This is a genomic window from Streptomyces colwelliae (assembly GCF_048158785.1).
Lineage (GTDB): Bacteria > Actinomycetota > Actinomycetes > Streptomycetales > Streptomycetaceae > Streptomyces.
Genome location: NZ_JBLTJC010000060.1, coordinates 14,014 through 39,670 on the forward strand (window position 1 = coordinate 14,014; position 25,657 = coordinate 39,670).

Consider the following 25,657-nt stretch of genomic DNA (forward strand, 5'->3'; position numbering starts at 1 on the left):
CCGGCGGAAACCCTCTACTGGTTGGCCCCTACCGGTTGGCCACCGCCTGCTTCACGAGCGTCTTGCTGAAGTCCCACATCAGCCCGCCGCCGCTGTGCGCGTCGTCCATCACGGCCGTGAAGGCGTCAACGAACCGGTCCACCTCACGCTCGCCGACGGTCAGCGGCGGGATCAGCTTGATGACCTCCAGATGGTCGCCGGAGACCTGGGTGAGGATCCGGTGCCGCTGGAGCAGCGGTACGACCACCATCTGCGCGAACAGGCCCTTGCGCGCGGCCTGGAGCATGGTCCAACGGCTGCGCAGCTTCAGCGACTTGGGCCTGCCGAACTCGATGCCGATCATCAGGCCCCGGCCGCGCACGTCGGCGAGCAGCTCGTACTTGTCGACCAGCGCGGCGAGCCGGGTCCTCAACTGGTCCCCGGTGGCACGGGCGTTGGCGACGATCTGCTCGTTCTCCATGACCGAGAGCACGGCGAGCCCGGCCGCCATGGCCTGCGCGTTGGACCCGAAGCTCGCCGAGTGGACCAGCACCCGGTCCATGGACGAGTAGACCTTCTTGAAGATCCAGTCCTTGCCGAGGGTCGCGCTGACCGGCACATAACCGCCGGACAGCGCCTTGGCCACGCACACCAGGTCCGGTTCCACGCCCTCCTCGTGCTGGTAGGCGTAGAAGTCGCCGGTGCGGCCGAGACCGGTCTGCACCTCGTCGGCGATGAGCAACGCCTTGTGCCGGTGCAGGAGTTCCTGCGCGGCGCGCAGATAGCCGGGCGGGGCCTCATGGACGCCCTTGCCCTGGATCGGTTCGACGACGAGGGCGGCGACGTCGCCCTTCTTCAACTCCCGCGCCAGGGCGTCGAGATCACCAAGCGGTACGGCCGTGTCCGGCAGCAGCGGGGCGAAGCCGTCCCGGAAGCCGTCCTCGCCGTTGACCGAGAGCGAGCCGGTGGTCAGGCCGTGGAAGGCGTGGTCGCAGTACAGGACGCGTGGCTTCCCGGTGGCGTAGCGGGCGAACTTGAGCGCGGTCTCGACCGCCTCGGTACCGCTGTTGCCGAAGAACACCCGGTCCAAGTGCGGGCTGTGGGTGAGGAGTTGCTCGGCGAGGAGGCCGGGCAGCGGCTGGCAGTCGAAGCGGGTGAGGTCGGCGAGCTGGGCGTCGAGGACGTCGTGCAGTGCCTTGCGGACGACGGGGTGGTGACGGCCCAGGCCCATCACCCCGAACCCGGCGAGCATGTCCAGGTAGTCGTTGCCGTCCGCGTCCCAGAAGTAGGCGCCCTCGCCCCGCTCGTAGACCTTGTCGAAGCCGATGGTGTGCAGCATGCGCGGGAGCTGGTGGTTCAGGTACTTGGCGTGCAGCTCGTAGCGCTCGGCTCCGCGCTCGGCCAAGAGCGCGGTGAGGTCGAACTCCTTGGTCATTCGGGTTTCTCCTTGGCTGTGCCGGCGTTCGCGTCCTTGACCGCCAGGCTTGCGCTGATCCGTCCGGCGACCTCGACGGGTGTGAGGCCGATGTCGGCGAGCACTTCTCCGCGTTTGGCGTGCGCGAGGAACTGCTCCGGGATGCCGAACCGCCTTACGGGGACGTCGACTTCGGCGTCACCCAGGGCCAGCGCCACGGCGGCGCCGACACCCGAGGCACGGCTGTTGTCCTCGACGACGGCCACGAGGCGGTGTTCGGCGGCGAGGCCGGGCAGCGCCGGGTCAACGGGTTTGACCCAACGGGGGTCCACGACCGTGCAGTTGATGCCGCGCGCTTCGAGGAGCTCGGCGGCCTGGAGGCAGACGGGCGCCATGACGCCCACGGCGACGAGCAGCACCTCGGGGGTCTCCGCACCGCGGTGCAGGACGTCGAGGCCGCCCACGCGGTCGATCGCGGGGATCTCCGGTCCGACCGACTCCTTCGGGAAGCGGACGAGGGTCGGCGCGTCGTCGACGGCGACCGCTTCCCGTAGCTGCGCCCGGAGTTGGTCGGCGTCACGCGGAGCGGCGATGCGAAGACCCGGCACGACCTGGAGGATGGACATGTCCCACATGCCGTTGTGTGACGCTCCGTCAACTCCGGTCACCCCAGCGCGGTCCAGGACGAACGTCACCCCGCAGCGGTGCAACGCCACGTCCATCAGGAGTTGGTCGAAGGCACGGTTGAGGAATGTGGCGTAGACGGCGACGACGGGATGCAGACCGCCGGTCGCCAGACCCGCCGCCGACACGGCCGCGTGCTGCTCGGCGATGCCCACGTCCCACACCCGGTCCGGGAACTTCGCGGCGAACTTGCCGAGGCCGACCGGGTGCAGCATGGCCGCCGTGATGGCCACGACGTCGTCGCGTTCCTCCCCGATGCGCAGGATCTCGTCGCCGAACACACTGGTCCAGGAAGGGCCGTTGGAGGGTACGAGGGGTGCGCAGGTGAGCGGGTCCATCACGCCGACGGTGTGGAAGTGGTCCTCCTCGTGGGCGAGGGCGGGTTCGTAGCCGCGGCCCTTCTCCGTGAGGCAGTGGACCAGGACCGGGCCGTGGAAGCGTTTCGCGCGGCGCAGCGCGGACTCGACGGCGCCGATGTCGTGTCCGTCGATCGGGCCGACGTACTTGAGGCCCAGGTCCTCGAACATGCCCTGCGGGGCGAACGCGTCCTTGAAGCCCTTCTTCGCCCCGTGCAACGACTCGTAGAGCGTGTTGCCGACTACCGGGGTGCGCAGCAGGACGTCCTTGCCCCAGGCGAGGACCTTCTCGTAGCTGTCGGTCGTGCGCAGGGCCGCCAGGTGGTTGGCGAGGCCGCCGATGGTGGGCGAGTAGGAGCGTTCGTTGTCGTTGACGACGATGATCAGCGGGCGGTCCTTGGCGGCCGCGATGTTGTTCAGCGCCTCCCAGGCCATGCCGCCGGTGAGCGCGCCGTCGCCGATGACCGCGACGACATGACCCTTCTCCCCCTGCACCTGCCGGGCCTTGGCGAGGCCGTCGGCCCAGCCGAGCGCGGTGGAGGCGTGGCTGTTCTCGATGACGTCGTGCTCGGACTCCTCGCGCGAGGGGTAGCCGGACAGGCCGCCCTTGCCGCGCAGCTTCGAGAAATCCTGACGGCCCGTCAGGATCTTGTGCACATAGCTCTGGTGGCCGGTGTCCCAAAGGATGCGGTCGGTCGGGGACTCGAAGACCCGGTGCAGCGCGATGGTCAGTTCCACCACACCCAGGTTGGGCCCGAGGTGTCCGCCGGTCCTGGCCACCGCATGGACCAGGAACTCCCTTATCTCTTCGGACAGTTCGCCGAGTTCCGCCTCGGACAGCGACTTAAGGTCGCGTGGTTGCCGGATGCTCTCCAGGATCGTCACGTCGGGCCCCCTTCGGTCCGTGCTGTTTCAGCTCACGGTGACGGCCGGCTCCCCCGCCGCGACGCCGTCCTGCTCCATCTGTTCGGCGATCTTCATCGCCTCCTCGATGAGGGTCTCCACGATCTTCGACTCGGGGACGGTCTTGATGACCTCGCCCTTCACGAAGATCTGACCCTTGCCGTTGCCGGAGGCGACCCCGAGGTCCGCCTCCCGCGCCTCACCGGGACCGTTGACGACGCAGCCCATGACCGCGACGCGCAACGGCACCTCCATGCCTTCCAGGCCCGCCGTGACCTCGTCGGCGAGCTTGTAGACGTCCACCTGTGCGCGCCCGCAGGAGGGGCACGACACGATCTCCAGCCGACGCTGCCTGAGGTTCAGCGACTCCAGGATCTGGATGCCGACCTTGACCTCCTCGGCGGGCGGCGCGGACAGCGACACCCTGATCGTGTCGCCGATGCCCTCGCTGAGCAGCGCCCCGAAGGCGACCGCCGACTTGATCGTGCCCTGGAAGGCGGGCCCGGCCTCGGTGACCCCGAGGTGCAGCGGATAGTCGCTCTGCGCGGCGAGCTGCCGGTAGGCGTTGACCATCACCACGGGGTCGTTGTGCTTCACGGAGATCTTGATGTCGTGGAAGCCGTGCTCCTCGAAGAGCGACGCCTCCCACAGGGCCGACTCGACGAGCGCCTCGGGCGTCGCCTTGCCGTACTTCTGGAGCAACCGCCGGTCCAGCGAACCGGCGTTGACCCCGATCCGGATCGGCGTGCCGTGGTCCTTCGCGGCCCGCGCGATCTCCTTGACCTTGTCGTCGAACTGCTTGATGTTGCCGGGATTGACGCGAACTGCCGCGCAGCCGGCCTCGATTGCGGCGAACACGTATTTGGGCTGGAAGTGGATGTCCGCGATCACCGGGATCTGCGACTTGCGGGCGATGGTGGCCAGCGCGTCCGCGTCGTCCTGCGTGGGGCAGGCGACGCGGACGATCTGGCAGCCGGACGCGGTGAGTTCGGCGATCTGCTGGAGGGTGGCGCCGATGTCCGACGTACGGGTCGTGGTCATCGACTGGACCGAGACGGGGGCCCCGCCCCCGACCGCCACCGATCCGACCTCGATGCGTCGCGACACTCGTCGCTCGGCGATCGGCCGGACCGGCATCTCGGGGACGCCCAGGGCTACTGCGGTCATGACGTCAGTCGCGGTTTCCGGCGACGGTCTCGCGCATGGCCCGCAGCGACTCCTTGAGGGAACCCATGGTGGCGAGGACGGCGGTGGGCTCGTAGCCGCAGTGCGCCATGCAGTTGGCGCAGCGCGGGTCCTTGCCGCGGCCGTACTTGTCCCAGTCGGTGTCCTCGATCAGCTCCCGGTACGTGGGCACGTACCCGTCGCTCATCAGGTAGCAGGGGCGCTGCCAGCCGAAGAGCGAGTAGTTCGGGATCGCCCAGGCCGTGCACGGGAAGTCGACCTTGCCCTCCAGGAAGTCCAGGAAGAGCGGGGAGTGGTTGAGCCTCCACTTCCTGCGGTTGCCGCCCGCGAAGGCCTTCTTGAACAGCTCGTGGGTCTGCGCGACGCCCAGGAAGTGCTCCTGGTCGGGCGCCTTCTCGTAGGCGTAGGCGGGCGAGATCATCATCTCGTCGACCTTGATGTCGTCGTTGAGGAAGTTGAGCACCTCGATGATGGTCTGCGGGGTGTCCGTGTTGAAGAAGGTGGAGTTGGTGGTGACCCGGAAGCCGCGCTTCTTGGCCTCCTTCATCGCCTCCACGGCCTCGTCGAACACCCCCTCCTTCGCCACGGACTCGTCGTGCCGCTCGCGCAGCCCGTCGATGTGCACCGCGAAGGCGAAGTACGGCGAGGGCTTGAACTTGTCCAGCTTCTTGCGCAGCAGCATGGCGTTGGTGCAGAGGAAGACGTATTTCTTCTTCGCCACCAACTGCCGCACGATCTCGTCGATCTGAGGGTGCATCAGGGGCTCGCCGCCCGCGATGGACACCATCGGCGCACCGGATTCGAGCACCGCCCCGACGGCCTGCGCCACCGGCATACGCTGCTTGAGCACGCCCGCCGGGTGCTGGATCTTGCCGCAGCCCTCGCACTTCAGATTGCACGCGAAGAGCGGCTCCAGCTCCACGATCAGGGGGAACTTGTCCCGCTTGCGGAGCTTCTGTTCAGCCAAGTATGTAGCGACCTTGATTGTCTGGCGCAGCGGCATGGCCATCTGGCTCACCTCCGAGGGAGCAGCAAAGAACGGTGCCATTCGAAAAAAGCGGGAAGAACGGAACGAAGAACGCGGAAAGCCGATATTCCACCGCGCACCGTGCCGATCCGGACGAGTTCATGTTCAGGAGCGTCCACGACCACCCGTACGGCCGCAACCGGGCGCGCGCCCGTACGCACGGCGCTCAGCAGCGTGGCCGCCGACTCCATGTCGACCGCGATCGCGCCGGTCGCGAGCAGATCCGACCGTTCCTGACCGCGGACGATGTGATCGGAGCCGGTGAGGGGGCCGGTGTGGACGGTGCGTCCGGGCAGGGCCCGCACCAGTTCCTTGACGAGCAGCTCGGTGCCGACGCACGGAACGGTTCCGCGCGCCTGTCTGGTCTCCTCGGCGACCACCAGGTCGCCGGGGTGCATGCCGGGGGCGAGTCCGGCGCAGAAGCCCGTGGCCAGTACGGCGGCCCCGTCCAGCGCCGGGTCGGCGAGGCGCCGGGTGACGGCCTCCTGTGCCGCCTGGGGCCCCATCCCCGTCCTGAGGAAGGTGACCGGCCCGCCGGCGCCGGAGCGGTCGCCCGCGCGCAGGGCGAGGTGCTCGATGCCGAGCGCGCAGGCGATCAGCAGCGGCGGTCCGGCGGGCTGCGGGCTCATCAGCCCCCCTTGGCCGGGGAGAACGAGGTCTGGGAGAACGGTTCTCCGTGCACGAAGCGCCCGAGCGCGGTGAGCGGAAAGACCTGCCGGTAGAGGTGGTAGTTGATGGAGAAGTCCCACGGGAATCCCGTGCCGGTGAAGTAGGGCTCGTCCCAGGACCCGTCCTCCCGCTGGGTCGCCGCGAGCCACTCGATACCGCGTTCTACGGCCTTGGAGTCGCGCTCTCCGGCCGCGAGCAGGGCCATCAGTGCCCAGGCCGTCTGCGAGGCGGTGGAGGCGCCCCGGCCGCTCCATTCCTTGGCGTACTTGTAGGAGCGCAGGTCCTCGCCCCAGCCGCCGTCGTCGTTCTGCACGGTCTCCAGCCAGGTCACCGCGCGCCGGATCGCCGGGTGCGAGCCGGGGATCCCGGCCGCGGCGAGTGCGGGCACCACGGACCCTGTGCCGTATACGTAGTTGACGCCCCAGCGGCCGAACCACGAGCCGTCGGGCTCCTGTTCGGCGAGCAGCCACTCGATGCCGCGCCGGGTGCGCGGGTCGTGGGCGAGGCCCTCGACGGCGAGCATCTCGACGACGTGCGCGGTGACGTCCGCCGACGGCGGGTCGATGACCTCGCCGAAGTCGCAGAACGGCAGCCGGTTGGGGAACGGGCTGGTGTTGTCGACGTCGAAGGCGCCCCAACCGCCGTTCTTGGACTGCATTCCGAGGTTCCAGCGGACCGCGCGTCCGGCGGCCCGGTCGAGTCGCTCCGGGTCGTGATGTCTGACCCGGCGCAGCGCGAGCACGACCTCGGCGGTGTCGTCGATATCGGGGTAGTTGTCGTTGTGGAACTCGAACGCCCAGCCGCCGGGCGGCAGTTGGGGCCGTTTGACCGCCCAGTCGCCGGGGCGGACGATCTCCTCCCCGAGCATCCAGTCGGCGGCCTTGACCAGTTGGGGGTGATCGGCGGGGACGCCCGCGTCGGCGAGCGCGATGGTGGCGAGGCAGGTGTCCCACACCGGGGACTGGCAGGCCTCAATCATCCGGGCCCCGTCCTCGCGCCAGACGGCGAACCGGTCCAGCGACTCAAGTCCCGCGCGCATCACGGGGTGTTCGAGGTCGTAGCCCAGCAGGTGCAGGGCGATCACCGAGTACACGGCCGGCGGCTGGATGCCGCCCCAGCAGCCGTCGTTCTCCTGCCGCTCGATGATCCAGCGCGCGGCCGATTTCATCGCGGAGCCGCGCAGCTTGCGCGGCGCGACCTTGCGGTAGAGGTGCAGCGCCTTGTCGAGCCGCTGGAAGGCGCCGTCCCAACTCGCCACCGGGGCAAGGGGCTTGACCGGGTTCGGGTTGTCCGCGTCGGTGTGCAGTTCGTCGAGCGGGAAGGGCGCGGGTCGCACCGGCCGCTTCGCGGAGACGACGGTGAGCGGCACGATGGTCTGCCGGGCCCAGCATCCGAAGTCGTAGATGTTGAGCGGTACCCAGGTCGGGAAGTACAGGAGTTCTGGCGGGAGTTCGGGCAGGTCGTCCCATTTCCACCAGCCGAACAGCGCGAGCCAGATCCGGGTGAAGACGCGGGCCGAGGCGATACCGCCCCGCTCACGGACCCATGCGGACGCCTTCGCCATGTGCGGGGCGTCCGGCGCGTCACCGGCCAGGCGGAGGGCGACGTACGCCTCGATGGTGGTGGAGAGTTCACCGGGTCCGCCGTAGAAGCTGGCCCAGGTGCCGTCCTCGCGCTGCTCGCCGCGGATGAAGAGTGCGGCGGCCTGCGTCGTCGACTCGTCCCGGATGCCCAGGAACTGACGGAGCAGCAGATCCTCGGCGTCCATCGTGACGTTCGTCTCGAGGTCGCCCTTCCACCAGCCCTGGGCGTCCTGCTGCGAGAGGAGGAAGTCGGTGGCGCGTTGTACGGCGAACGCGGCGGCGTCGTGCACCCCGGCCGCCACGGGGGTGTTGATGTCGGTTTCGCTGGCCGCGGCAACCCGGGGCTGCATGGCCCCGGTGCTTCCGTCGGTCGTCGCTGTCATGGCTTCCCCTTCGTGCAGTGGCATGTCTCTGCTGTGGGTCCGCCGTCGGCCGGTACTCGTTCGTTCGCAGCACCGGCCGGCGACTACGCGAGGGCTATTCGACCGATAGTGATCATCTCTTTCGTACGACGACGAAGTCGGCGAGCGCCGTGAACTGCGCCCGAACCCGGTCGGGCATGTCGATGGCGTCGAGGACCTCGATGGCGATGGTGTGCTGACGGCGTGCCTCTTCGGCGGTCCACTCGCGGCCGCCGGCCTCCTCGATGAGCGCGGCGCGGGCCGCGAACTCCTCCTCGGAGAAGTTCTCGAAGTCGCTGCTCTTGGCGTCGGCGGCGAGGATCTCGCCGAGCCGCTCGGAGGCGGGTCCGCCCGCCGCGAGCGCCGCCACCACGGGCAGGGACTTCTTGCGCTGGCGCAGATCGCTCCAGGTCTGCTTCCCGGTGGACTCCGGGTCGCCCCAGATGCCGAGGAGGTCGTCGACGGCCTGGAAGGCCAGGCCGAGGTGGTAGCCGTACTTCTCCAGGACGTCGGCGGTGCGGTCGTCCGCGCCGCCGAGCACGGCCCCGATGGAGGAGGCGCAGGCGAGCAGGGCGCCGGTCTTGTTGCCCTCCATCTCCAGGCACTCCTCGACGCTGACGCGGTCGCGGTGCTCGTAGGAGATGTCCTGCGCCTGGCCGTCGATGAGGGCGCGGGTCGCGGTGGTGAGACGGCGGGTGGCACGGCCGGCCTCGACGGTGCCGAGCTCCAGCAGCACCTCGTTGGCCAGCGCGAACAGGGCGTCGCCGACGAGGATGGCCTGGGAGGGGCCGTGCACCTTCCAGACGGTGTCGCGGTGCCGGCGCTGTTCGTCGCCGTCCATCAGGTCGTCGTGCAGCAGCGAGAAGTTGTGGACCAGTTCGACGGCGACGGCGCCGGGGATGCCGGTCTCGGGCGAGGCGCCGGTGACCTCCGCGGAGAGCACGGCGAGCGCGGGGCGTACGGCCTTGCCGCCGTCGCCGGCCGCCGGGTTGCCCTCGGCGTCGATCCAGCCGAAGTGGTAGGCGGAAACGGTGTCCATGGGGGGTGCCAGGCGGTCCACGGCCGCCCTCAGTACCGGTGTGGCAAGGGTCCGGCCGCGCTCCAGGAGCGCGGACACGTCCACCGCGTCGGCAGCCGTCTCGGCCGGGGGCACAGTGGGCACAGTCTCTCCTCTTGTCGCGGTACCGGAGGTGCGGGGGCCTGCCGCGTGCTGATCGAGCATCACGCCGCCTCCTCGAACTCGAAGAGGTGGCTGGGGCGGGGCCGGCCCAGGGCGGTGAGTGCGGCGTCCGCCGCGCTCACCCCACTGCGGACCGCACTCTCCATGGTCGCGGGCCACCCTGTGGCGGTCCACGATCCGGCCAGGTACAGGCCGGGGGCCTTGGTGCGGGCGCCGGGCCGCAGCCGTCCGACGCCTGGAGCGGGAGCGAACGTCGCCGTGCGCTCCCTGGTCACGAAGAAGTCCTTCACCTCGGCGCCGCGTGCCCCGGGCAGCAGCCGCTCCAGTTCGGGGAGGTAGCGCTCCCGCAGCGCGGCCACGGGTTCGTCGATCTCGTCGTGTACGGCGGACTGGGACAGCGCCAGGTACTGGCCGTCCTTCAGCCCGGACGCGTCGGTCCGGTCGAACACCCACTGCACGGGGGTGCCCAGCGCCGCGAAGAACGGCCGGGCGAGCACCTTGCGGTCGTAGACGACGTGGACGTTGAGGATCGGCGAGTAGTCCATCGCCAGCAGCCGCTCAGGGGCGTCGAGGGCGCCCTCGGGCAGCAGATCGTGGGCCTCGCGCTGCGGTACGGCGAGGACGACGGCGTCGGCTTCGAGGGTCTCGCCGGGAACCTGAACGGTCCAACGCCCGTTTTCGTCAGTAGAGATGGAGGTGACGCGTGTACGGACTTCGGTGCGCACGCCCGCGGAGTCGAGCGCCTTGCGGGCGAGCCGGTCGTGCAGTTCGCCCAGCGGGACGTGAGCCCAGCCGATGTCGGCCGCGCCCGGGTCGGAGAGCAGACCGGTCTTGAACACCATCGCGGCGAGAGCGAGCGAGGAGTCGCCCGCGACCGCGTTGAGGGTGGCGACCCCCACCAGGTCCCACAGTGCCTCGACGGCACGCGCCGACTGACCGTGCTCGGTCAGCCAGCTGCCGAAGTTCTGGGCGTCCAGGGCCGGATCGGCGAGGTCGAGCGCTTTGAGCGCGAGCGCGGCACGGCCGACTCTGGCGCGCTCGGCGAGCGAGAGATGCGGATAGGTCGCGAGGCTGCGCCCCAGATGCAGGGGCACGGGCAGCGGGTCGCGCCGCAGTCTGCCGAGGCGGCGTCCCTCGGGGCGGTTCACGTCGAGTACGGGCACGTCGAGACGATCCTGCAACGGAGCCAGCGCCGCACCCTCGATGCGGTCGAGGAACCAGCGGTAGGCGGTGCAGCAGCGCAGGTACACGTGCTGGCCGTTGTCGACGGTGAGGTCGCCGCGCTGGAAGGAGAAGGCGAGTCCGCCCAGGCGCGGGCGGCCTTCGAGCAGGGTGACGCGGACTCCGGCGTCGGCGAGCGCGAGCGCGGTGGTGATGCCTGCGAGACCGCCGCCGACCACGACGGCATGCCGTCCGGTCCGTCCCGCCGGTTTGTCCGAGGGCAGCCCTTCGGACCGCGTCCCCTCACTCATCGCGTACTCCCCCCTGCGTACCCGCCGCGGCAGGTCGTTGCAGTCAGGGACGCCGCTTCGCACCGGAGGGTTGCGTGCCGCATTTCTCCGGTGACATCACCTTGGCCCACTTTGTCCATCAGGTGCGCCTCCTGAGGGTCCGCCGCGTGACGTGCCGGGCGTCCAGACCGGACAGGCCGCGTACCGCGACGTAGGCCTTCTCGCGGCCGGGCAGGGAGACGCGGCCGCGCAGGACGGCCTCCGGCTCGCGCTCGATGCGGTCCAGCAGCCGGCGGTAGATGCCGGCCATGGCGGCGACACAGGCGCCGCTGCGGCGGTCGAGCATGGGGAGCAGCCGGTAGCCCTCGGCGAAAAGAGTGCGGGCCCGGCGCACCTCGAAGTGCACGAGACCCGCGAAGTCGGAGCCCTCCGGCGGGGTCGGCCCGTTGAACCCGGCCGAGCACCCGAATTTCGCGAGGTCGTCGGCGGGCAGATAGGTACGGCCGTCCTCGGCGTCCTCGCGGACGTCTCTCAGGATGTTGGTGAGCTGGAGCGCGAGCCCCAGCGTGTCGGCGTACTCCGAGGCGCGCTCGACACCGCGCGCCCCCGCCTCCGTCCCGAACACGCCGAGCGAGAGCCGCCCGATCGCACCCGCGACACACCGGCAGTAGACCTTCAGGTCGTCCCAGGTCTCGTAGGTCTCGCCGCGTACGTCCATCAGGACGCCGTCGATCAGCTCGTCCAGGCCGTCGAGCGGGACCGGGAAGGCCTCGGCCGTGTGCGCGAGGGCGACCGCGACAGGGTCGGTGTCGTCCTCCTCGACCTTGCCCTCGCGAACCCGGGTGAGCAGCGCCCGGGTGTCCTCGAGGCGTGCCGACTTCACGTCGGTCGGCAGTGCGCCGTCGCCGATGTCGTCGACGCGCCGGGAGAACGCGTACAGCGCCGACATCGCGCGGCGCTTGGGCGTCGGCAGCAGTCTGATGCCGTACGCGAAGTTACGTGCCTGCTGTCCGGTGACGGCCTCGCAGTAGCTGTAGGCGGCGAGTACCGGTGCGGACATGTGCGGTGCAGACTCCACGCTGCGGATCACCCCTCTCCTCGCAGAGTCACGCCCACCTCACGCAGCAACTGGATCTTGCCGGGCTTGGGCGGGCCGGGAAGTACGTCGTATTCAGCGGCGACGATCGCTCGGATCGCCGCCCTTCCCCCCGCCACGAACCCCGCGAGCAGCAGCTTCAACCTGCCGTGGACGCTACCCACCAGGGGGGCGCCTTCATTCAGGAGATCGCGGGCGCGTTCTGCTTCGTATGCAACCAGTGCGCGCACCGATGCGCCCGCGGAGGGCGTGGCGAGATCCGCTTCCTGGACGTGAAAGCGCTTCATGTCCTGGGCGGGCAGGTAGATGCGGTCGCGGCCGAGGTCCTCGGCGACGTCCTGCAGGTGTTCGACGATCTGAAGTGCGGTACAGATCGCGTCGGACAGCCGGACCCGCTCGGGGGTCTCGGTGCCGGTGACGCCGAGGACCAGGCGGCCGACCGGGTTCGCGGACAGCTCGCAGTAGGCGACGAGATCGTCGTAGGTCTCGTAGCGCGTGACGAGCTGGTCCTGGCGGTTCGCGGCGATCAGGCCGAGGAAGGGCTCGGGGGTCAGCGCGCGGCGGCGGACGGTCGGCTGGAGGCGGCGCAGCAGAGGGTGGCCCGGGGTGCCGTCGAAGACGCGGTGCAGATCGGCCTCGAAGGCGTCGAGGAGGAGCAGGCGGTTCTCGGCGTCCGCGGGCGACACGCCGAGCAGGCGGGCGTCGGCGCCGCCGGGGGCCAGGTCGCCGTCGCCGATGTCGTCGACGAGGCGGGCGAATCCGTACACCGCCATGAGATCGGTGCGCCAGGCCTTGGGCAGGAAGAAGGGCGCCACGGGGAAGTTCTCACCCGCGGCCTTGTCGAGTGTGCCGCGCTCCGGATCGCCGGCGGCGGTGCCGCTTCCCGTCACCGTTCACTGCCAGGGGCGGGGACGGCGCATGCTTCGGTGAGCTGGGGAGTTTCCGTAGCCATTGCCGTCACATCTCCCGTTCTACACTGCCGACCCAATACGCACTATTTCGGACACGCCGCTCAGTCGTCCGCACAGATACCCGCAGAAGGGTGTCGCGCATTATCGCCCCACTTGCCGCTATTCGGCACCGGTACAGCTTACGTTGTACAACGCAGCGAGCTTCCTCGGGGTGTCCTGCACATCACAACAACACACCGATTGGCGTCAAGATTCCTTGGGCCGGGCCGAGTTGACGTTTCCTTTGCAGACGCGGGGCCCCGCCGGAACAGTTCCGGCGGGGCCCTGTGAAGCGTTCTGGGCTTTTGCGCCCGTATGCGGGTGGACTACTTGCCCGTGAACTTCTCGTACTCCTTGAGAACCTCGTCGGTCGGGCCGTCCATCCGCAGTTCGCCGCGTTCCAGCCACAGCACCCGGTCACAGGTGTCGCGGATCGACTTGTTGTTGTGACTGACGAGAAACACCGTGCCCGCGGACTTGCGCAGCTCACGGATGCGCTCCTCGGAGCGGACCTGGAACTTGCGGTCGCCGGTGGCCAGCGCCTCGTCGATCATCAGGACGTCGTGGTCCTTCGCCGCCGCGATGGAGAAGCGCAGCCGGGCCGCCATGCCGGAGGAGTAGGTGCGCATCGGGAGGGTGATGAAGTCGCCCTTCTCGTTGATGCCGGAGAAGTCGACGATGTCCTGGTAGCGCTCCCTGACCTGCTCGCGGCTCATGCCCATGGCGAGTCCGCCCAGGATGACGTTGCGCTCGCCGGTGAGGTCGTTCATCAGGGCCGCGTTCACGCCCAGCAGCGAGGGCTGGCCGTTGGTGTAGACGCGGCCCTTCTCGGCCGGGAGCAGGCCGGCGATGGCGCGCAGCAGGGTCGACTTGCCGGAGCCGTTCGAGCCGATCAGGCCGACGGCCTCGCCGCGGTAGGCGACGAAGGAGACGCCCCTGACGGCGTGCACCTTGCGCACCCCGCGCTCCTCGCCGCGCTTGACTATGCGGCTGAGGGCGGAGGTGGCGCTGCCCTTGCCGGTCTTGGCGCCGTGCACGCGGTAGACGATGTGCAACTCGTCCGCGATGACGGTGGGGACCAGATCCCGGGGGGTCTGGTCGACGTTCTGCTCAGCCACGGCCGTACCGCTCCTCCGCCTGCCAGAAATACACGAAGCCGCCGACGGACAGGACCACGGCCCAGAAGGCGGCGATGGCCCAGACGTGCGGCGGCAGGTTCGAGGAGCCGTAGCCGTCGATGATCGCGAAGCGCATCAGGTCCATGTAGACGGCGGCCGGGTTCACCTGAAGCACGCGGATGAACACCTCGGAGCGGCCCTCCATCATCGTGCTGATGGAGAACATGACGCCCGACGCGTACATCCAGGTGCGCAGGATGAACGGCATCAGCTGGGCGAGGTCCGGGGTCTTGGCGCCCATCCGCGCCACGATCAGCGCGAGCCCGGTGTTGAAGAGGAACTGAAGCACCAGGACCGGGAGGATCAGCAGCCAGGACATGCCGGGGTAGCTGCCGAAGCCGACGACGATGATGAACAGCACGACCATCGAGAACAGCAGCTGCTGGAGCTGCTGGAGCGCGAAGGAGATCGGCAGCGAGGCGCGCGGGAAGTGCAGCGCGCGCACCAGGCCGAGGTTGCCGGAGATCGCGCGGACGCCCGCCATGACCGAGCTCTGCGTGAAGGTGAACACGAACACGCCCGTGACCAGGAACGGGATGTACACGTCCCGGGGCATGCCGCGGCTGGCCTTCAGGATGACGCCGAAGATGAAGAAGTACACGGCCGCGTTCAGCAGCGGCGTGGCCACCTGCCACAGCTGGCCGAGCTTCGCCTGGCTGTACTGGGCCGTCAGCTTCGCCTGGGAGAAGGCGAGGATGAAGTGACGGCGTCCCCAGAGCTGGCGGACGTACTCGGCGAGTCCGGGGCGGGCACCGCTCACCGTCAGCCCGTACTTGGCGGACAGTTGTGCCGCCGTGAGGCCTTCGTCGGGCGACGGACGCGGGCTCACCGCGACTCCGCCGTCATGCGTTGTCTCACTCAAGGGTGGATGCCTTCATCTTCGGATTCGTCTTACGACTGTCTTGCGTTCGTCTTACGGAATTGTGCTACAGGACGCGACACGTATCCGCCGCGGGATACGTTCCGAGGGGCCGTCCGCGCGCCCGGCACGCGGTGACGCGCCCCGAGCTTGTCAGATGACCGGAGGACGGCCCAGTCGAGTCAGGCGCCACACCGTACGCCACCTCATGGGCCGGCGCGGTCCGCACGGAGTGGTCCAGCCCTCCTTGAACCCGCCGAACCAGGCCTGAAGCGCCGGGCGCGAGGGGCGGCGCAGGAGGGTGAGCAGCAGCCACACGCCGAGGTAGACGGGGACGAGAGGTGCGGGGAGGTTGCGGCGGGCCAGCCAGACCCGGTTGCGGGCGACCATCCGGTGGTAGACCGCGTGCCGTGAAGGCGCGGTGGTCGGGTGGTACAGCACCATGTCGGACCGGTAGTCGATCATCCAGCCCGCGTCGAGGGCCCGCCAGGCGAGGTCGGTCTCCTCGTGGGCGTAGAAGAACTCGTCCGGGAGTGCGCCGACCTCGGCGAAGACCTTCGTGCGGACGGCGTTGGCGCCGCCGAGGAAGGTGGTGACCCGGGAGGAGCGCATCGGGTCGGAGGCCCTCAGCCGCGGGACGTGCCGGCGCTGGGTGACGCCGGTGTCCGGGTCGGCGATGCGGAAGCTGATGATGCCGAGTGCGGGGTCGGCGGCGAAGGCCTGCCGGCACAGCTCGGCGGTGTCGTGCTGGGCGAGGAGCCCGTCGTCGTCGAGGAACATCACTATGTCGACATCGCGACCGCCCGGTCCGAAGGCGTCCAGGCCGATGTTGCGGCCGCCGGGGATGCCCAGGTTCTCGGGCAGTTCGACGGTCCGGACGCCCGCGGGGACGTCCGGGACGGGCGAGCCGTTGCCGACGACGACCGCCTCGACCCGGTCGCCGTCCTGCTTGGCGACCGAGTCGAGCAACGCCCGTAGTTCGTCGGGGCGGTTGCCCATGGTGATGATCACCGCGCCGACCTTCATGCCGCTCACTTCAGCCTGCTCGACGCGAGGATCGACACCAGGTGCAGCAGGGTCTGGAGCAGCGCGATGCCGGCCAGTACGGCGACGCCGAGCCGCGAGAAGTAAAGGTCGCCGCGGACCTGGTCCACGATCGCGAGGACCAGGATCAGCAGGGTCGCCTCGATGCCGAGGATGAGCCGGTGGAACTTGAAGGCGGCGGCGGCCCGGCGGGCCAGCGCCATGCCGGAGGACCGCATCTCGGCCGCGGCCTCCTGGACCGGTGCCTTGCCGGTCTGGTGCCGGGCGACGCCGACCAGGTCCGTCTCGGCCTTGATGAGGATCGCGCCGAGCGCGGCCAGCGTGCCGAGGAAGGCCCACAGCCAGTCGATACGGCCGCTGCCGAACAGGTCGGCGGCGCGCAGCCCGAAGCCGACGAGCACAGCGGCGTCGGTCAGGTAGGCACCGACCCGGTCGAGGTAGACCCCGGCGAGGGAGTACTGCTTGCGCCAGCGGGCGATCTCGCCGTCGACGCAGTCCAGCAGCAGATACATCTGGACGCACACGACGCCGAGGACGGCGCCCGTGATCCCCGGCACCAGCAGCGCCGGGGCGGCGAGCACGCCGAAGACGGTCATCAGGTACGTGAGCTGGTTGGGCGAGACCCTGGTGTTCACCAGGTAGCGGTCCACCCGCAGGGACACCTCACGCATGTAGAGGCGTCCCATCCAGTGCTCACCGCTGCGCCGGTCCTTCACCCCTGCGGGGTGGACGACGGGACGGAGTTCAGCTACCGATGGCCTTGACATAGTCGGCGTAGATGTCCTTGATCTGGTCGGTTTTCAGGTCGAGGTGTTCGAGGATGGTGTAGCGGCCGGGGCGGGTCTCCGGAGCGAACTCCACGGCGCGGACGAACTCGTCCACCGTGAAGCCGATCTCCTCGGGCAGCACCGGCAGTCCGTGCCGACGCAACACCTCGGCCATGTACACCGATTCCTCGTGGGCTCCGCGCAGGTACATCGCGAAGGCCGCGCCCAGTCCGCACTGCTCGCCGTGGGCGGCCGCGCGTTTGGGGAAGAGCAGGTCGAAGGCGTGGTTGATCTCGTGGCACGCGCCGGAGGACGGGCGGGAGTCACCCGACACCGACATGGCGATACCGCTGAGGACGAGCGCCTCGGCGAGCACCTGGAGGAAGGCGTTGTCGCCGACTCCGCCCGGGTGCCGCAGTACGGCCTCGCCCGCCTGCCGGGCCATAGCCGCGGCAAGACCGTCGATCTTCTCGCCGTTGACACGGTTGGCGAGCTCCCAGTCCGCGATCGCGGAGATGTTGGAGATCGCGTCACCGATGCCCGCCCGCACGAAGCGGACCGGTGCCTCACGGATGACGTCCAGGTCGATGACGACCGCGATGGGGTTCGGCACGCCGTAGGAGCCGCGGCCCGCGTCGTTGTCGAGGGTGGCGACGGGCGAGCACAGGCCGTCGTGCGCGAGGTTCGTCGGTACGGCGACCAGGGGCAGGCCGATGCGCGCCGCGGCGAACTTGGCGCAGTCGATGATCTTGCCGCCGCCGAGGCCCACGACCGCGTCGTAGTGACCGGCCTTCATCTCGCCGGCCAGCTCGATCGCGTCGTCGAGGGTGCCGCCGCCGACCTCGTACCAGGTGGCGCCGGGCAGGCTCGGTTCGAGGCGCGCGCGCAGCCGGGCACCGGAGCCGCCGCTGACCGCGACGGCGAGCCGGCCGGAGTGCGAGATGCGCTGGTCGGCGAGGACGCAGGCCAGGTCGTCGAGGGCACCCGGGCGGATGTCGACGACGACGGGCGAGGGAATCAGCCGGGTCAGTACAGGCACGCGATCTCCCGACCCTTGGCCAGATCGTCGTGGTTGTCGATCTCGACCCACTTGACGTCGCCGATCGGGGCCACGTCGATCCGGAAGCCGCGGTTGACCAGTTCCTGGTAGCCGTGCTCGTAGAACTGCTGCGGGTCGGTCTCCCACACGGTCTTGAGCGCGTCGGCCAGCTCGAGGGTGGCGTCGCCCTCGATGAGGGTGACGCCGATGTACTCGCCGGTGGCCTCGGCGGGGTCCATCAGCTTGGTGATCTTCGTCATGCCCTTGGCGGGGTCGACGACGACCTTCATCTCCTCGTCCGCGAGGGACTTGACGGTGTCGAGGGCGAGGATGATCTTCTTGCCCTCGCCGCGCGCCGCGAGCAGCGTCCGCTCGACGGAGACCGGGTGGACGGTGTCGCCGTTGGCGAGGATCACGCCGTCCTTGAGGGCGTCACGTCCGCACCACAGGGAGTAGGCGTTGTTCCACTCCTCGGCCTTGTCGTTGTCGATGAGGGTGAGCTTGAGGCCGTACTTCGCCTCAAGGGCCGCCTTGCGCTCGTACACGGCTTCCTTGCGGTAGCCGACGATGATCGCGACCTCGGTCAGACCGATCTCGGCGAAGTTGCCGAGGGTGAGGTCCAGGACCGTCGGTTCGCCCTCTATGCCCGCGGGCCCCACCGGCACCAGAGCCTTGGGAAGGCTGTCGGTGTAGGGGCGCAGACGCCGTCCGGCGCCGGCCGCCAGCACGAGGCCGATCATGCGGGTTCTCCTTCATCGTGTACGGCGGGCGCCCCTGCGGACACCCAGAAGCGGATGCTCTCGAAGAGCACCAGCAAGGCCACGGCCACGGCGAGGGCCGTGAGCGCGACCGTGAACTGCGACGCGGTGAGCGCGGCGGCGAGAACGGTGACGAGCAGCGTCCGCCCCTCGTGGCCCCCGATGGCGCGCACCAGCCAGGCCGGGGACGCCCCGGCGTCGCCGCGGATGCGGTACACCGTGTCGTAGTGATGGTAGGCGACGGCGGCCACCAGGCCGAAAGCCGCCGGAAGCGCTCCGTTCACCTCCGCCTGGGCCGCGAGGATCAGGACCGTGCAGTACTCGGCCGCCCGGAAGAGCGGGGGGACCAGCCAGTCGAGGGAACCCTTGAGTGGGCGGGAGACGGCTTCGGAGGACAGCAGGACGTAGACGGCGGCGCACACGACGAGCGTCAGACCGGGCCCGTCGAACCAGTCCGCGAGAAGCAGACCGGCAGTCCCCGTCAAGGCCCAGAAGAGCGCCGGGATCCGGGACACACCGGGCAGCACGCGGGCGAGCAGCTGGGCGAACGGCCCGCTGTCCGCGAGGTCCGCCAGTGCCTGTGCCGCCCGGTCCGTCCGCTTCGCCTTGCGGGTCAGTGAGCGCAGCACCCGGCCCGCCGTCGTGTACGTCGCCGCGAAGGCGCAGCCGACGAGGAGGACGTAGAAGGTGATCCGGGGGGTCGTCGCGGCCGTGAGGACGGCGATCATCGCCCATCGTTCGCCGATGGGCAGGACTATCATCCGGCGCACCCAGACCGTCCAGCCGACGCTGTCGAGCTTGTCGGAGAGGGCCGCGGTGGGGCTGGTGTTGGCGGTGGCGTCGTGGTTGGCCTCGTTGAACGAGAAGTCCACGACGTGCCGGCAGGTCTGGAGGATCATCGCGCCGAGCGCGAGCGCCCACACGTCGTCGCCGCCCCGGGCCGCGCCCAGTGCGAGGCCGGCGTAGTAGGCGTACTCCTTGGCGCGGTCGAAGGTGGCGTCGAGCCAGGCGCCGAGCGTCGAGTACTTCAGGGCGTAGCGGGCGATCTGTCCGTCGACGCAGTCGAGGACGAAGGAGAGGAGGAGCAGTACTCCGGCGACGACGTAGCCGCCGCGGGTGCCGGTGGCCGCGCTGCCCGCCGCGATCAGCGCGGTGAGCAGGGAGGCGGTGGTGACCTGGTTCGGGGTGAGGCCGCGGCGGGCGCACCAGCGCGCGATGTAGCGGGAGTACGGGCTGATGAAGTGGGTGGTGAAGAAGCCGTCGCGGGACTTCACGGCCGACTTCAGGCGTACGGCCTCGTCGTCGACGGCGGCCACGGCCTGACGTGCCTCGTTGCGGGCCTGCGGGTCAACGGGGACGGTGGCGACGAGGCTGCCCAGCTCGGGGCGGTGCACGCCGCAGCCGTCGGTGTCGAGGGCTGCGACGATGCGGTCGGCGAGGTTGTCGAGGAGGGTCGTGCCGGTGCTCGCCGAGTTCTCGCGGGCGACCGCGCGGGTCAGTGCCTGGCGGCCGGCGGGCTGGGCGGTGACGGCGCCCGGTACCGCGGCGAGCGGGAAGCGGGGGTCGGTGAGGCCGAGGCGCAGCGCGTGCGGGTGGCCCACGAAGCGGGCGTCCACGACGGCCACTCGCTGGTCACCGGGGACGGCCGCGAGGAGCGTCTCCGCCTCCGTGGCGTCGGCGGCGGTCCGGACGTCGAAGCCGAGCGACCGCAGATCGGTCTCGATCGACGATCCGGGGACCGGCTGACCGGTGAGGATGGCGGTCGACAACCGAACTCACTCCCTGGGTGCCGACGCTCGGGCGCCGGTCATGTGCATGGTGGTGGCGCCCTACGGGTGGCACCCGGGCGGCATGTCGGCAGAGGCTATCGGATGCTCTCAAGCCCGTGTTCACCGGCCGTTCATGGCCTGATCAACACGGTCTGACAACGCCTCCGCCGAGATCATCATCGGGGATTCGGGGCCCGGCCGACAAACCGCACCCCTCAGACCGGGCATCGCGGGACATTGCGGAGGCCCTCTCCGTATCGGCATAGGGTGAATGCCCATGACATGGCTGATCACCGGCGGAGCCGGATACATCGGGGCCCATGTGGCGCGGGCGATGGCGGACGCCGGGGAACGTGTCGTCGCCCTCGACGACCTCTCGTCGGGAAACCCCTCACGCCTCCCGGCGACCGTGCCGCTCGTGCACGGCTCCTCCCTGGACGGCGATCTCCTGAAGCGGGTGTTCGCCGAGCACGAGGTGACCGGGGTCGTGCATCTCGCGGCGCGCAAGCAGGTCGCCGAGTCCGTGGCGCAGCCGACGCGCTACTACCGGGAGAACGTGGGCGGCCTCGCGACCCTCCTGGACGCGGTCGCCGGCGCGGGCATCGAGCGGTTCGTGTTCTCGTCCTCGGCGGCGGTCTACGGCGATCCGGGCGTCGACCTGATCACGGAGGACACCCCGTGCGCGCCGGTGAACCCGTACGGCGGGACCAAGCTCACCGGTGAGTGGCTGGTCCGGGCGGCGGGCGCGGCGCACGGCATCGACACGGTGTGCCTGCGCTACTTCAACGTGGCGGGCGCCGCCGCCCCCGAACTGGCCGACACCGGCGTCTTCAACATCGTCCCGATGGTCTTCGACCGGCTCACCCGCGACGAGGCCCCGCGGATCTTCGGCGACGACTATCCGACCCCGGACGGCACCTGCATCCGCGACTACATCCATGTCGCCGACCTCGCCGAGGCGCACCTGGCGGCGGCCCGGCGGCTGTCCGACGGCGGCGCGAGCGGCGACCTGACGGTCAACATCGGCCGTGGGCAAGGTGTTTCGGTGCGCGAGCTGGTCACGGTGATCGGTGAGGTCACCGGGGACCGGCGGCCGGCCGTCGTCGAGGGGCGGCGTCCCGGGGACGCGCCGCGCGCGGTCGCCTCCGCCGAGCGAGCCGCCGCGGAACTGGGGTGGACGGCTCGGCGCGGGGTGCGGGAGATGGTCGAGTCGGCGTGGCAAGGCTGGCGGCTGCACCACGCCAGGTGAACTTAGGCTGCCCTGACCTGCGAATTGTTTGCGCAGGTCAGGGCACATGACAACGGTGTTCAGTGCCGCGTTGCCCGATACCCCCCACCCGTAGTTCACTGTGATCCCGGGCAGTAATCAGGAGGGCGGCTTCTCATGGGGGCAGGGCACGACCACGGGCATTCTCACGGCGCTCCCGCCACCGGTACGGCGACGGCCGCGTACCGGGGCAGGCTGCGGGTCGCGCTGGGGATCACGATCACCGTGATGGTGGTCGAGGTCGTCGGCGGGCTGCTCGCGGACTCCCTCGCGCTCATCGCGGACGCGGCCCACATGGCGACGGACGCGCTGGGCCTCGGCATGGCGCTGCTCGCGATCCACTTCGCGAACCGCCCGGCGACCGGCAACCGCACCTTCGGCTACGCCCGCGCGGAGATCCTCGCCGCGCTCGCCAACTGTCTGCTGCTGCTCGGCGTCGGCGGATACGTCCTGTACGAGGCGGTCCAGCGGTTCGTCACGCCGGCCGACACCGAGGGCGGGCTGACCATCGTGTTCGGTCTGATCGGCCTGGTCGCGAACATGATCTCCCTCACGCTGCTGGTGCGCGGCCAGAAGGAGAGCCTGAACGTGCGGGGCGCCTTCCTGGAGGTCGCCGCGGACGCGCTGGGCTCCCTCGCGGTGATCATCGCTGCCGTGGTGATCCTGACCACGGGCTGGCAGGCGGCCGACCCGATCGCCTCGCTCGCCATCGGCCTGATGATCGTGCCGCGCACCCTGAAGCTGCTGCGCGAGACCCTCGACGTGCTGCTGGAGTCGGCCCCCAAGGACGTCGACATGCAGGACGTGCGCGCCCACATCCTGGCCCTGGACGGGGTCGAGGACGTCCACGATCTGCACGCGTGGACGATCACCTCGGGCATGCCGGTGCTCTCCGCGCACGTGGTCGTCCGCTCGGACGTGCTGAACGCCATCGGCAACGAGAAGATCCTCCACGAACTCCAGGGCTGCCTCGGCGACCACTTCGACGTGGAGCACTGCACCTTCCAGCTGGAGCCCGGCGGGCACGCGGAGCACGAGGCGAAGCTCTGTCACTGACGGCTGACCGGAGCCGACGGAATCTGAGGGAGATCGACCGGTCAGGACGGAACGCAACCGTCCGGCGCACACCCATGTCCACACTCGCGCGGCCCCGCCCCCGGACGGTTCCGCCGTCGCCGCGCCGGGCACGATGAACTGCCGGGAGTGCCGGATCCGTACGGCAGACTTGGCTCGAGGACCGATGTGAAGGATGGGTATGCCGACCACACCTGCCACCGCGACGCACAACTCGTCGAACGGCACCGCTGACGCGATCTTGCTCGAACTGGTCGACGAGAGCGGCGTGACGATCGGCACCGCCGAGAAGCTCACCGCCCATCAGCCGCCGGGGCAGCTGCACCGCGCCTTCTCGGTCTTCCTCTTCGACGAGCAGGGCCGGCTGCTGCTCCAGCAGCGGGCGCTCGGCAAGTACCACTCCCCCGGTGTCTGGTCCAACACCTGCTGCGGTCACCCCTACCCGGGCGAGGCGCCCTTCGCGGCGGCGGCCCGGCGGACGTACGAGGAGCTGGGGGTGTCCCCGACGCTGCTCGCCGAGGCGGGCACGGTGCGTTACAACCACCCGGACCCGGACTCGGGCCTGGTGGAGCAGGAGTACAACCACCTCTTCGTCGGCATGGTGCAGTCGCCGCTGCGGCCGGACCCGGAGGAGGTGGGCACGACCGCGTTCGTGACCCCCGCCGAGCTGACGGAGCGGCACGCGAAGGACACCTTCTCGTCCTGGTTCATGACGGTGCTGGACGCGGCCCGTCCGGCGGTCAGGGAGCTGACGGGCCCGTCCGCGGGCTGGTGACCTCCTCCGCTACGGCACCTGTGCGGGCTTGAGCGGCAGGGCGGCCCAAATCACCTTGCCGCCGCTCGCCGTGTGCTCGACGTCGCAGACACCGCCCGCCTCCCGGGTCACCTCGCGCACCAGGAGGAGTCCCCGGCCGCCGGTCTCGTCGTGGTCGGCCACCAGGGCGGTCGGGCGGTAGGGGTGGTTGTCCTCGACGGACACCCGCACCCACTCGGCGCCGACGGCGACCTCCACGGCGAGCGTCGGCGACAGCAGCACCGCGTGCCGGACGACGTTGGTGACCAGCTCGGAGACGATCAGCAACAGCCCCTGCAACAGGTCGTCCGAGAGGGGCACGCCCTGCCGGAAGAGCAGGTCCCGTACGGCGTGTCGCGCCTGCGGGACGGAGGCGTCGACGGCGGAGGCGGTGAACCGCCAGACTCCCTCGTACGGCAGCGGATCCGGCGGGGCGGGGGCAGTAACGGGATCCGGGGAATCGTCTCTGCCGCCTTCTGGGCGTGGGCCTGACCCACGCCCGTGGTTCTCCATCGTCCGGTCGCCACCCTTGCGCTCGATTGTCACCACCCCACGAGTGTTGGCAACGACCCGCGCCACCCCGGATGACTGAACAGAAGTCAGCAGTTATCGGACGCTTTCCGATCGTTGCCGCACGGCCCGGTCGACAGTGGGATCGCCCCTGTTCCCCTTGTGCCGACTTCGCGAACTCTTCGGGTTGTACGTAGCATCCGGCCCATGGAGCCCCGCCTGCTGCACGACGTCGCCGACTCGGTCGCCACCGTCGTCGTCCACCACCCCGGCAAGCGCAACGCGATGACCGCCGGGATGTGGCGCTCGCTGCCGCCGCTGCTCGACACCCTGGCCGCCGATCCGACCGTACGGGCGCTCGTGCTGACCGGTGAGGGCGGGACGTTCTGTGCCGGGGCCGACATCTCGACGCTGCGGGGGTCGGCGGGTGAGGCGCAGAGGCTGGCGGTGCTCGCGGAGGAGGCGCTCGCGGCGTTCCCGAAGCCGACGTTGGCGGCGATCCGGGGGCATTGCGTGGGCGGCGGGGCGCAGTTGGCGGCGGCCTGTGATCTGCGGTTCGCCGAGGAGGGCGCGCTGTTCGGGGTGACTCCGGCGAAGCTCGGGATCGTGTATCCGGCGTCCGCCACCCGGCGGTTGGTGTCGCTGGTGGGTCCGGGCGCCGCCAAGTACCTGTTGTTCTCGGGCGAGTTGATCGACGCGGAGCGGGCGCTGCGCACCGGGTTCGTCGACGAGCTGCTGCCCGGGGGTGAACTCGCCAAGCGGGTCGCGGAGTTCACCCGGGTGCTGGTCTCCCGCTCGCAGTTGACGCAGGCGGCGGCGAAGGAGTTCGCCAACGGCCGTACGGACAGGGACGGTTACTGGGCGGAGCAGGTACGCGGCAGTGGCGACACCGCGGAGGGCGTCGCCGCGTTCCTGGAGCGCCGCGCGCCGCGCTTCACCTGGACCGCGTCGGGGACTGCTTCAGGGACTACGTCAGGATGAAGCGGCTGCTCGCGCGGAACCTCTCGACAAGGTGCGCGGGCGCCTTCTCCGGGGACCCCGCGTCGTAGGGCGGTTGCGGATCGTACTCGGTCAACAGCTGTACGGCCTGGGCGTGTTCGTCGCCCGCGATCCGGCCGAGCAGGGTGAGGCCCATGTCGATGCCGGAGGAGACGCCGGCCGCGGTGACGTACTTGCCGTCGGTCACCACCCGCTCCCCCGTGGCCTCGACGCCGAACTGCTTCAGGTGGTCCAGGGCGAGCCAGTGGGAGGTCGCGCGACGGCCCCGGAGGAGTCCGGCGGCGGCCAGGAGCAGGGAGCCCGTGCACACCGAGGTCGTCCAGGTGGTGGTGGCGTCGGCGGTGCGCAGCCAGTCCAGGAGGGTCTCGTTCTCCATCTGCGGGGTCTGGCCGGGGCCGCCCGGGACGACCATGATGTCGGGGTTCGGTACGTCGGCGAGGGTGCGGTCGGCTACGAGTGCCAGGTTTCCGGTTTCGTTGCGGACGGGGCCGGTCCGTTCGGCGACGAACACGGTTTCCGAGTCGGGGAGGCGGCCGAGGGTCTCGTAGGGGCCTACGGCGTCCAGGGCGGTGAAGCGGTCGAAGAGGACGATGACGATCTGCATCGGGGCCTTTCGTGTTCGGCGGATGTTGGATGCGGTTCAGGTGGTTCGTTCACTGCGGGTCGGTGGGGGCTGGTCGCGCAGTTCCCCGCGCCCCTGAAGGGGCGCTTTCCGCGTCCGG

At 70.0% G+C, this 25,657-nt stretch carries 24 protein-coding genes; 4 read left to right on the forward strand and 20 right to left on the reverse strand.

The features are described from left to right. Nucleotides 1-28 precede the first annotated feature (28 nt). From ACNFOC_RS15240 to ACNFOC_RS15325, 18 genes are all read right to left on the reverse strand, one after another. Nucleotides 29-1,414 carry an aspartate aminotransferase family protein gene (locus ACNFOC_RS15240; RefSeq protein ID WP_416959646.1) on the reverse strand — a complete coding sequence of 462 codons (1,386 nt, stop codon included), beginning with the start codon at nucleotides 1,412-1,414 and terminating at the stop codon, nucleotides 29-31. Beyond that, nucleotides 1,411-3,318, reverse strand: a complete 1,908-nt coding sequence (dxs, locus tag ACNFOC_RS15245) for a 1-deoxy-D-xylulose-5-phosphate synthase (RefSeq protein ID WP_416959647.1) — start codon at nucleotides 3,316-3,318, stop codon at nucleotides 1,411-1,413. The genes ACNFOC_RS15240 and dxs overlap by 4 nt, the downstream gene beginning before the upstream one ends. A 27-nt stretch (nucleotides 3,319-3,345) precedes the next feature. Continuing rightward, the gene (gene ispG, locus ACNFOC_RS15250) at nucleotides 3,346-4,503 is read right to left on the reverse strand and encodes a flavodoxin-dependent (E)-4-hydroxy-3-methylbut-2-enyl-diphosphate synthase (RefSeq protein WP_416959648.1); all 1,158 of its coding nucleotides are present in this window, start codon (nucleotides 4,501-4,503) and stop codon (nucleotides 3,346-3,348) included. Nucleotides 4,504-4,507: 4 nt separating this feature from the next. After that, nucleotides 4,508-5,530: an adenosyl-hopene transferase HpnH gene (gene hpnH / locus ACNFOC_RS15255; RefSeq protein ID WP_416959649.1), complete on the reverse strand. Its 1,023-nt coding sequence runs from the start codon at nucleotides 5,528-5,530 to the stop codon at nucleotides 4,508-4,510. A 5-nt stretch (nucleotides 5,531-5,535) separates the two neighbouring features. After that, complete coding sequence (locus tag ACNFOC_RS15260) at nucleotides 5,536-6,177, reverse strand: 5'-methylthioadenosine/S-adenosylhomocysteine nucleosidase family protein (RefSeq protein ID WP_416959650.1); 642 nt, start codon at nucleotides 6,175-6,177, stop codon at nucleotides 5,536-5,538. Continuing rightward, nucleotides 6,177-8,183, reverse strand: a complete 2,007-nt coding sequence (gene shc / locus ACNFOC_RS15265; protein ID WP_416959651.1) for a squalene--hopene cyclase — start codon at nucleotides 8,181-8,183, stop codon at nucleotides 6,177-6,179. The genes ACNFOC_RS15260 and shc overlap by 1 nt, the downstream gene beginning before the upstream one ends. A 112-nt stretch (nucleotides 8,184-8,295) precedes the next feature. Continuing rightward, on the reverse strand, nucleotides 8,296-9,423 hold the full coding sequence (locus tag ACNFOC_RS15270; protein WP_416959652.1) for a polyprenyl synthetase family protein: 1,128 nt from the start codon (nucleotides 9,421-9,423) through the stop codon (nucleotides 8,296-8,298). Then, the gene (gene hpnE, locus ACNFOC_RS15275; RefSeq protein WP_416959653.1) at nucleotides 9,423-10,853 is read right to left on the reverse strand and encodes a hydroxysqualene dehydroxylase HpnE; all 1,431 of its coding nucleotides are present in this window, start codon (nucleotides 10,851-10,853) and stop codon (nucleotides 9,423-9,425) included. The genes ACNFOC_RS15270 and hpnE overlap by 1 nt, the downstream gene beginning before the upstream one ends. Further along, nucleotides 10,850-10,972, reverse strand: coding sequence for a DUF6380 family protein (locus ACNFOC_RS15280; RefSeq protein ID WP_416959654.1), 123 nt, complete (start codon nucleotides 10,970-10,972; stop codon nucleotides 10,850-10,852). The genes hpnE and ACNFOC_RS15280 overlap by 4 nt, the downstream gene beginning before the upstream one ends. Next, the gene (hpnD, locus tag ACNFOC_RS15285; RefSeq protein WP_416959655.1) at nucleotides 10,972-11,922 is read right to left on the reverse strand and encodes a presqualene diphosphate synthase HpnD; all 951 of its coding nucleotides are present in this window, start codon (nucleotides 11,920-11,922) and stop codon (nucleotides 10,972-10,974) included. Before hpnD ends, ACNFOC_RS15280 begins: the two co-directional genes overlap by 1 nt. Further along, a complete protein-coding gene (hpnC, locus tag ACNFOC_RS15290) occupies nucleotides 11,919-12,818 on the reverse strand; it encodes a squalene synthase HpnC (RefSeq protein WP_416959656.1) in 900 nt (299 codons plus the stop codon). The genes hpnD and hpnC overlap by 4 nt, the downstream gene beginning before the upstream one ends. Nucleotides 12,819-13,204: 386 nt before the next feature. After that, nucleotides 13,205-13,996 carry an ABC transporter ATP-binding protein gene (locus tag ACNFOC_RS15295; RefSeq protein ID WP_416959657.1) on the reverse strand — a complete coding sequence of 264 codons (792 nt, stop codon included), beginning with the start codon at nucleotides 13,994-13,996 and terminating at the stop codon, nucleotides 13,205-13,207. Further along, nucleotides 13,989-14,918, reverse strand: a complete 930-nt coding sequence (locus ACNFOC_RS15300; protein ID WP_416959658.1) for an ABC transporter permease — start codon at nucleotides 14,916-14,918, stop codon at nucleotides 13,989-13,991. The genes ACNFOC_RS15295 and ACNFOC_RS15300 overlap by 8 nt, the downstream gene beginning before the upstream one ends. A 150-nt stretch (nucleotides 14,919-15,068) precedes the next feature. After that, nucleotides 15,069-15,941 (reverse strand): glycosyltransferase family 2 protein, encoded by an 873-nt coding sequence (locus ACNFOC_RS15305; RefSeq protein WP_416959669.1) that lies wholly within the window; start codon nucleotides 15,939-15,941, stop codon nucleotides 15,069-15,071. A 5-nt stretch (nucleotides 15,942-15,946) separates the two neighbouring features. After that, the gene (locus ACNFOC_RS15310; RefSeq protein ID WP_078651441.1) at nucleotides 15,947-16,726 is read right to left on the reverse strand and encodes a CDP-alcohol phosphatidyltransferase family protein; all 780 of its coding nucleotides are present in this window, start codon (nucleotides 16,724-16,726) and stop codon (nucleotides 15,947-15,949) included. Then, nucleotides 16,704-17,765, reverse strand: a complete 1,062-nt coding sequence (locus ACNFOC_RS15315; RefSeq protein ID WP_416959659.1) for an iron-containing alcohol dehydrogenase family protein — start codon at nucleotides 17,763-17,765, stop codon at nucleotides 16,704-16,706. The genes ACNFOC_RS15310 and ACNFOC_RS15315 overlap by 23 nt, the downstream gene beginning before the upstream one ends. Then, a complete protein-coding gene (locus ACNFOC_RS15320) occupies nucleotides 17,753-18,505 on the reverse strand; it encodes a phosphocholine cytidylyltransferase family protein (protein WP_416959660.1) in 753 nt (250 codons plus the stop codon). The genes ACNFOC_RS15315 and ACNFOC_RS15320 overlap by 13 nt, the downstream gene beginning before the upstream one ends. After that, a complete protein-coding gene (locus ACNFOC_RS15325; RefSeq protein WP_416959661.1) occupies nucleotides 18,502-20,292 on the reverse strand; it encodes a DUF5941 domain-containing protein in 1,791 nt (596 codons plus the stop codon). Before ACNFOC_RS15325 ends, ACNFOC_RS15320 begins: the two co-directional genes overlap by 4 nt. A gap of 277 nt (nucleotides 20,293-20,569) precedes the next feature. On the opposite strand from ACNFOC_RS15325, the gene galE reads away from it, so the two are divergent. The 3 genes from galE (at nucleotide 20,570) to idi (ending at nucleotide 23,408) form a co-directional block, all read left to right on the forward strand. Next, the gene (gene galE / locus ACNFOC_RS15330; RefSeq protein WP_416959662.1) at nucleotides 20,570-21,541 is read left to right on the forward strand and encodes a UDP-glucose 4-epimerase GalE; all 972 of its coding nucleotides are present in this window, start codon (nucleotides 20,570-20,572) and stop codon (nucleotides 21,539-21,541) included. A 135-nt stretch (nucleotides 21,542-21,676) separates the two neighbouring features. Further along, complete coding sequence (locus ACNFOC_RS15335) at nucleotides 21,677-22,615, forward strand: cation diffusion facilitator family transporter (protein WP_416959663.1); 939 nt, start codon at nucleotides 21,677-21,679, stop codon at nucleotides 22,613-22,615. Nucleotides 22,616-22,814: 199 nt separating this feature from the next. Then, a complete protein-coding gene (idi, locus tag ACNFOC_RS15340; protein ID WP_416959664.1) occupies nucleotides 22,815-23,408 on the forward strand; it encodes an isopentenyl-diphosphate Delta-isomerase in 594 nt (197 codons plus the stop codon). 9 nt (nucleotides 23,409-23,417) lie between these two features. Here idi and ACNFOC_RS15345 read toward each other — a convergent pair whose 3' ends face one another. Continuing rightward, nucleotides 23,418-23,939, reverse strand: coding sequence for an ATP-binding protein (locus ACNFOC_RS15345; protein ID WP_416959670.1), 522 nt, complete (start codon nucleotides 23,937-23,939; stop codon nucleotides 23,418-23,420). Between the two features lie 204 nt (nucleotides 23,940-24,143). On the opposite strand from ACNFOC_RS15345, the gene ACNFOC_RS15350 reads away from it, so the two are divergent. Beyond that, nucleotides 24,144-24,917, forward strand: coding sequence for an enoyl-CoA hydratase/isomerase family protein (locus ACNFOC_RS15350; RefSeq protein WP_416959665.1), 774 nt, complete (start codon nucleotides 24,144-24,146; stop codon nucleotides 24,915-24,917). On the opposite strand, the gene ACNFOC_RS15355 is transcribed toward ACNFOC_RS15350, so the two are convergent. Beyond that, complete coding sequence (locus ACNFOC_RS15355) at nucleotides 24,904-25,539, reverse strand: DJ-1/PfpI family protein (RefSeq protein ID WP_416959666.1); 636 nt, start codon at nucleotides 25,537-25,539, stop codon at nucleotides 24,904-24,906. The genes ACNFOC_RS15350 and ACNFOC_RS15355 overlap by 14 nt on opposite strands. Nucleotides 25,540-25,657: the final 118 nt, after the last annotated feature.

What these genes read in the sequence shown, in the direction of transcription:
- ACNFOC_RS15240 (WP_416959646.1), bottom strand. Translation starts at nt 1,414, where the DNA reads ATGACCAAGGAGTTCGACCTCACCGCGCTCTTGGCCGAGCGCGGAGCC.
- ispG (WP_416959648.1), bottom strand. Translation starts at nt 4,503, where the DNA reads ATGACCGCAGTAGCCCTGGGCGTCCCCGAGATGCCGGTCCGGCCGATC.
- hpnH (WP_416959649.1), bottom strand. Translation starts at nt 5,530, where the DNA reads ATGGCCATGCCGCTGCGCCAGACAATCAAGGTCGCTACATACTTGGCT.
- ACNFOC_RS15260 (WP_416959650.1), bottom strand. Translation starts at nt 6,177, where the DNA reads ATGAGCCCGCAGCCCGCCGGACCGCCGCTGCTGATCGCCTGCGCGCTC.
- shc (WP_416959651.1), bottom strand. Translation starts at nt 8,183, where the DNA reads ATGACAGCGACGACCGACGGAAGCACCGGGGCCATGCAGCCCCGGGTT.
- ACNFOC_RS15270 (WP_416959652.1), bottom strand. Translation starts at nt 9,423, where the DNA reads ATGCTCGATCAGCACGCGGCAGGCCCCCGCACCTCCGGTACCGCGACA.
- hpnE (WP_416959653.1), bottom strand. Translation starts at nt 10,853, where the DNA reads ATGAGTGAGGGGACGCGGTCCGAAGGGCTGCCCTCGGACAAACCGGCG.
- ACNFOC_RS15280 (WP_416959654.1), bottom strand. Translation starts at nt 10,972, where the DNA reads ATGGACAAAGTGGGCCAAGGTGATGTCACCGGAGAAATGCGGCACGCA.
- ACNFOC_RS15305 (WP_416959669.1), bottom strand. Translation starts at nt 15,941, where the DNA reads ATGAAGGTCGGCGCGGTGATCATCACCATGGGCAACCGCCCCGACGAA.
- ACNFOC_RS15310 (WP_078651441.1), bottom strand. Translation starts at nt 16,726, where the DNA reads ATGTCAAGGCCATCGGTAGCTGAACTCCGTCCCGTCGTCCACCCCGCA.
- ACNFOC_RS15320 (WP_416959660.1), bottom strand. Translation starts at nt 18,505, where the DNA reads ATGATCGGCCTCGTGCTGGCGGCCGGCGCCGGACGGCGTCTGCGCCCC.
- galE (WP_416959662.1), top strand. Translation starts at nt 20,570, where the DNA reads ATGACATGGCTGATCACCGGCGGAGCCGGATACATCGGGGCCCATGTG.
- ACNFOC_RS15335 (WP_416959663.1), top strand. Translation starts at nt 21,677, where the DNA reads ATGGGGGCAGGGCACGACCACGGGCATTCTCACGGCGCTCCCGCCACC.
- idi (WP_416959664.1), top strand. Translation starts at nt 22,815, where the DNA reads ATGCCGACCACACCTGCCACCGCGACGCACAACTCGTCGAACGGCACC.
- ACNFOC_RS15345 (WP_416959670.1), bottom strand. Translation starts at nt 23,939, where the DNA reads ATGGAGAACCACGGGCGTGGGTCAGGCCCACGCCCAGAAGGCGGCAGA.
- ACNFOC_RS15350 (WP_416959665.1), top strand. Translation starts at nt 24,144, where the DNA reads ATGGAGCCCCGCCTGCTGCACGACGTCGCCGACTCGGTCGCCACCGTC.
- ACNFOC_RS15355 (WP_416959666.1), bottom strand. Translation starts at nt 25,539, where the DNA reads ATGCAGATCGTCATCGTCCTCTTCGACCGCTTCACCGCCCTGGACGCC.